The 5,090-nt window shown below is 68.7% G+C and carries 5 protein-coding genes and 1 pseudogene; 1 reads left to right on the forward strand and 5 read right to left on the reverse strand.

What is annotated here, in order from left to right; genetic code table 11:
- Window positions 1-230, reverse strand: a 230-nt coding sequence (locus H0T81_RS11970) for a 50S ribosomal protein L19 (protein WP_294013510.1), incomplete at its 3' end; no start/stop codon positions are given.
- Window positions 227-976: a tRNA (guanosine(37)-N1)-methyltransferase TrmD gene (trmD, locus tag H0T81_RS11975; RefSeq protein ID WP_294013512.1), complete on the reverse strand. Its 750-nt coding sequence runs from the start codon at window positions 974-976 to the stop codon at window positions 227-229. The genes H0T81_RS11970 and trmD, both read right to left, overlap by 4 nt.
- A 63-nt stretch (window positions 977-1,039) precedes the next feature.
- Between trmD and H0T81_RS11980 the strand changes: the two genes are divergently transcribed.
- Entirely contained in the window at window positions 1,040-1,963 is a 924-nt protein-coding gene (locus H0T81_RS11980) for an NAD(P)/FAD-dependent oxidoreductase (RefSeq protein WP_294013515.1), read from the forward strand.
- Window position 1,964: 1 nt separating this feature from the next.
- Here the strand turns inward: H0T81_RS11980 and rimM are convergent, their stop codons facing one another.
- From rimM to ffh, 3 genes and pseudogenes are all read right to left on the reverse strand, one after another.
- Entirely contained in the window at window positions 1,965-2,450 is a 486-nt protein-coding gene (rimM, locus tag H0T81_RS11985) for a ribosome maturation factor RimM (RefSeq protein WP_294013518.1), read from the reverse strand.
- A 413-nt stretch (window positions 2,451-2,863) separates the two neighbouring features.
- Window positions 2,864-3,352: pseudogene (gene rpsP, locus H0T81_RS11990) on the reverse strand (30S ribosomal protein S16); the annotation flags it as partial.
- A gap of 29 nt (window positions 3,353-3,381) precedes the next feature.
- Window positions 3,382-4,857 carry a signal recognition particle protein gene (ffh, locus tag H0T81_RS11995; protein ID WP_294013519.1) on the reverse strand — a complete coding sequence of 492 codons (1,476 nt, stop codon included), beginning with the start codon at window positions 4,855-4,857 and terminating at the stop codon, window positions 3,382-3,384.
- Between the last annotated feature and the right edge of the window lie 233 nt (window positions 4,858-5,090).

Here is a 5,090-nt window from a genome sequence, read left to right on the forward strand (position 1 = left end):
ACGCGCTCGACGCCCTCGCCGAAGCTGATCTTGCGGACGGTGAAGCTGGAGCCGACGCCCTTGTTCGAGCGGGCGATGCACACACCCTCGAAATTCTGCACCCGCGAGCGGTCGCCCTCGACCACTTTGACGCCGACGCGCAGCGTGTCGCCGGGACGGAAGTCGGGGATGGCGCGCATTTCGGTGAGAGCGTCGATGGCCTCGCGCTCGAGGGTCTCGATGAGGTTCATTGGTCCTGGCCTTCGTCTTCGTGCCGCGCGCCAGAGGGCGGTGCCTGCGATGCGCCCCCGTGGCGCTCGATCAGGTCCGGCCGCCTTAGCCGTGTGTCTTCGGATGCGCGTTCGTGTCGCCACGCCGCGATCCTCGCATGATCCCCCGACCGCAGCACCTCGGGGATCGTGCGCCCTTCCCATGTAACAGGCCGGGTATAGTGCGGATATTCGAGAAGCCCTTGTTCGAAGCTCTCTTCCTCTCCGCTGGAGGCGGCGCCCATTACCCCGGGGAGCAGTCGAACGCAAGCATCGAGCAGGACCATCGCGCCCAGTTCGCCGCCCGACAGCACATAGTCGCCGATGCTGATGGGCTCGAGGTCGCGGCCCTCGAAAATGCGCTCGTCGAAGCCCTCGAAGCGGCCGCACAGCAGGATCGCGCCGGGACCGGACGCGAGCTCGCGCACCCGGGCCTGGGTCAACGGTTGGCCGCGCGGAGTCAGGGCGATCATGGGGCGCCGAGGTTCGTCGGCGTCCGATACACTGTCGAGCGCAGCGGCCAGAACGTCGGGACGGAGCACCATCCCTGCACCGCCGCCGGCCGGAGTGTCGTCGACGCTGCGGTGCTTGTCGGTCGCGAAATCGCGGATGTTGCGCGTCTCCAGCGACCACAGCCTGTCGGCGAGCGCCCGCCCGGCGATGCTGAGTCCAAGCGGCCCTGGAAACATCTCGGGGTAAAGCGTCAGCACGGTCGCGGCGAAAGTCATGGCGCCGCCTAGCATTCGAGCGCGGTCGGTGGAACTCGCCCGACTGCCGCGCGCTAGGGGGCAGTGGATGAGGAACCCCTCGACTGCCTGATCGTCGGCGGCGGCCCGGCCGGGCTGACCGCGGCGATCTACCTCGCCCGTTTCCACCTCGACATTCTCCTGATCGATGCCGGCAAGAGCCGCGCGAGCTGGATCCCCTGCACGCACAACCACGCCGGCTTTCCCGACGGCATCAGCGGCAAGGAACTGCTCGAGCGAATGCGCGTCCAGGCGCAGAAATATGGGGCCAAGATCGTCACTGACCGAGTGAGCAAGCTCGAGCGCGACGAAGGCAGCGGCCTCTTCGCCGGCACTTGGGGCTCGGGCGGCGAAAGCGCGCGGACCGTCCTGCTGGCAACCGGAGTCACCAACCGTCGACCGCCGATGGACGAGGAATTGCACGACGAGGCGCTGGCTCGGGGGCTGATTCGCTATTGCCCGATCTGCGACGGCTATGAGGTTACCGACAAGAAAGTCGGGGTGATCGGCAGCGACAGCCATGGAGTCGCCGAGGCAGTGTTCCTGCGCGGCTACACCGCGGACGTGACCCTGGTCGCACCGCACGATGCACTGAAGCTTGCGCCGGACGACCGCGAGAAGCTGAAGATGGCCGGGATCAATTGCGTCGACGGGCCGGCCCAGGCGGTCGCGGCCCTCGACAAGTGCATCGTCGTCGACACCGCCGAGGGCCATTACACGTTCGACAGCGTCTATCCCGCGCTCGGCTCCGACACCCATACCCAACTCGCCGACATGCTCGGCGCCCGGCTCAACGAGCAAGGCTGCATCGGTGTCGACGCTCACCAGCGAACCAGCGTCGAGGGGGCGTACGCGGCCGGCGACGTCGTCATCGGCCTCGACCAGATCAGCCACGCGATGGGGCACGGCGGGGTTGCCGCGACCACCATCCGCAATGATCTGGCCAAGCAGCGGCCGATCCTGCGCTGAGCTAGGCGAGAAACTCCGGGTCGAGCACGATCCGGCCGTCGTCGAGATCGGCGATTCCGGGCTTGAACGGGATCAGCGAGCGGCGGCCGCCCTCGCTCTCGACCTCGAGCAGGTCGCCGGCGCCGAAATTCTCGACCGCGACGACGGATCCCAGGGCGCAGCCTTCGCGGTCGACACAGGGAATTCCGATCAGGTCGGCGTGGTAATATTCGCCCTCGCCGAGCGGCGGCAGAGCGGCACGGTCGATCTCGACCAGCGAGCCGCGCAAGCCCTCCGCCGAGGTGCGGTCGGCGATGCCCTCGAAGCGGGCGATCGCGCCCTTGCCGGAATCGCGCACCCCGAGCAGCCGGCGCTCGGTGCCGCCGACATAAAGCCTGGCATGGCGGGCGAGGCTCTGGGCGCTCTCGCTGAACAACTTGAGGCGCACCTCGCCCTTGATGCCATGCGCTCCGGCGACGGCGGCGAGCGGGATTCGCTTATCAACCATGGCCCGCAGCCATCGTGTCTCGACTGCGCTCGACACGAACGGATGTCGGAAATTCCCCAAACTCTCCGTTCGCCCCGAGCGAAGTCGAGGGGCGCAGCACGGGTTTACTCGGCCTTCTCGGCTTCGTCGGTCGCCGAAGCCTCCTCGGCGGCGCCGTGGGCGGGCTCGTCCTGGGTTGGAGCCTGCTGGGCAGCAGCTTCGGCCGGCTCCGGCGAGTCGGCAGTCGGCGGAGCAACCTCGTCGCCACCCTCAGCGGGTTCAGCCGTGGATTGGCCCTCATTGTCCGCCTGGTCTGCCGAGGTCGCTTCCTCGGCGGTGGCCTCTTCCGGCGCGGCAGCTTCTTCTGCAGCGGGAGCTTCCTCGGCGGGAGCTGCCTCGGCAATTTCCTCAGCCGGAGCCTCTTCGGCGGCCGGAGCCTCTGCAGCGGCTTCCTCGGCGGGAGCCTCTTCGGCGGCCGGAGCCTCGGCAGCAGCCTCCTCAGCGGCGACTGTCTCGGCCGGCGCCTCTTGCGCCGCAGGCTCCTCGGCCGGAGCGGCGGCAGCGGCTTCGGCGGCCTCGGCCGCGGCGGCTTCCTTGCCGGCCCGCTCCTCGATTCGCGCCTTGGCCTTCTCGCCCGGCTCGCCCTTGTTGGGGTTGTTGCGCGCCGGGCGCTCGCGGATGCCGGCCGCGTCGAGAAAGCGCAGCACCCGGTCGGACGGCTGCGCGCCGACCGACAGCCAGTGCGAAATGCGCTCGGGGTCGAGCTTCACGCGCTCGGGCGAATCCTTGGCCAGCAGCGGATTGTAGCTGCCGAGCTTCTCGATGAAGCGGCCGTCGCGCGGCGCCCGGCTGTCGGCGACGACGATCCGGTAATAGGGGCGCTTCTTGGCGCCGCCGCGGGTGAGACGAATGGAAAGTGCCATTATTCTTCGTTCCTTGTCCGTGAGTTATTCTATTTCTTTGTGAACTTGTCGAAACCTGGTGGAAGGTTGAACGGCGACCCGCCCAGCCCCGGCAAGCCGGGCGCTCCGGCACCGGGCGCGCCGGGCGGAAGCATTCCTGGAGCCATTCCGCCGAGCGCCCCTTCGAGGCCGCCCTTGCCGAACATCGCGGCCAGTTTGCCAAGGCCGCCCATCTTTTTCAGGCGCTTCATCACGCTCGCCATTTCCTGGTGCATCTTCAACAGCTTGTTGACCTCCTGGACGGTGGTCCCGGAGCCCTTGGCGATGCGGATCTTGCGCTTGGCGTTGATCAGCTCGGGCCGCGCCCGCTCCTTGGCGGTCATCGACGACATCATCGCTTCGAGGTGCACGAGCGCCTTGCCGTCGGCGGCCTTCTCGGCCGCGCCCTTCATCTTGTTGATGCCCGGCATCATCGAGGCGAGCGCCCCGAGCCCGCCCATGCGCTGCATCTGCTGGATCTGGGAGCGGAAGTCGTCGAGGTCGAACTTGCCCTTGACCATCTTGGCCGCGAGCTTCTCGGCTTCCTCGACCTCGATCGTCTCGGCGGCGCGCTCGACGAGGCTGACGACGTCGCCCATGCCCAGGATCCGGCCGGCGACCCGCGCCGGGTGGAAGGTCTCGAGCTTGTCGATCGCCTCGCCGACGCCGGCGAACTTGATCGGCTTGCCGGTCACCGCGCGCATCGACAGCGCCGCGCCGCCGCGGGCGTCGCCGTCGAGCCGGGTCAGGATGACGCCGGTCAGGTCGACCTCGCCGGCAAAGCCCTTGGCGACGTTGACCGCGTCCTGGCCGGTCAGTGCATCGACGACCAGCAAGGTCTCGGTCGGGCTGGAGGCGGCGGCGACCGCCTTCATCTCCGCCATCAGCGCATCGTCGACGTGCAGTCGGCCGGCGGTGTCGAGCAGGACCACGTCATAGGCCTGCAGCCTGGCGGCCTGGATCGCCCGCTTGGCGATGTCCACCGGCTGCTGGCCGGCAACCACTGGCAGCGTCTCGACATTCGCCTGGCGGCCGAGCACTGCGAGCTGCTCCTGGGCAGCCGGGCGGGCGACGTCGAGCGATGCCATCAGCACCTTCTTGCGCTCGCGTTCAGAGAGGCGCTTGCCGAGCTTGGCGGTGGTCGTCGTCTTGCCCGAGCCCTGCAGGCCGACCATCATGACGACGGCCGGCGGGTTGACGTCGACGCGGAGTTCGGAAGCCTCTGAGCCGAGCATCTCGACCAGCGCGTCGTGGACGATCTTGACGACCATCTGCCCGGGCGTGACCGAGCGCAGCACCTCCTGGCCGACCGCCCGTTCGGTGACCTGGTCGACGAAGTCGCGGGCGACCGGAAGAGCGACGTCGGCCTCGAGCAGGGCGACACGCACCTCGCGCATCGCCGAACGGACGTCGGCCTCCGAGAGCGCACCGCGCCCGCGAAGCTTGTCGAATACGCTGCCGAGCCGGTCGCTCAGACTGTCGAACATCCAAATCTCCCGCCGATGAGCGCGGCTTCAAATGCAAATGCGCCGGCGGGCGAAACCTCGCCGGCCAGCGTGCACCCTCGGGCGCTGCTCATCGATATGTGTCGAAAACGACGGGTGCCGCTTAGCCGCTCGGGCGGCGAACTTCAACCGCGCGGTTTGTTGCCGCCCGGGCGCCCGCCTGGCCGTCCGCCCGGTCTCGGCCCCCGTCCCGGTCCCGGCCCCGGGCCGCGGCG

Origin of the sequence: Sphingomonas sp. (assembly GCF_013812825.1) — a bacterium.
In the GTDB taxonomy this organism is placed as follows: domain Bacteria; phylum Pseudomonadota; class Alphaproteobacteria; order Sphingomonadales; family Sphingomonadaceae; genus Sphingomicrobium.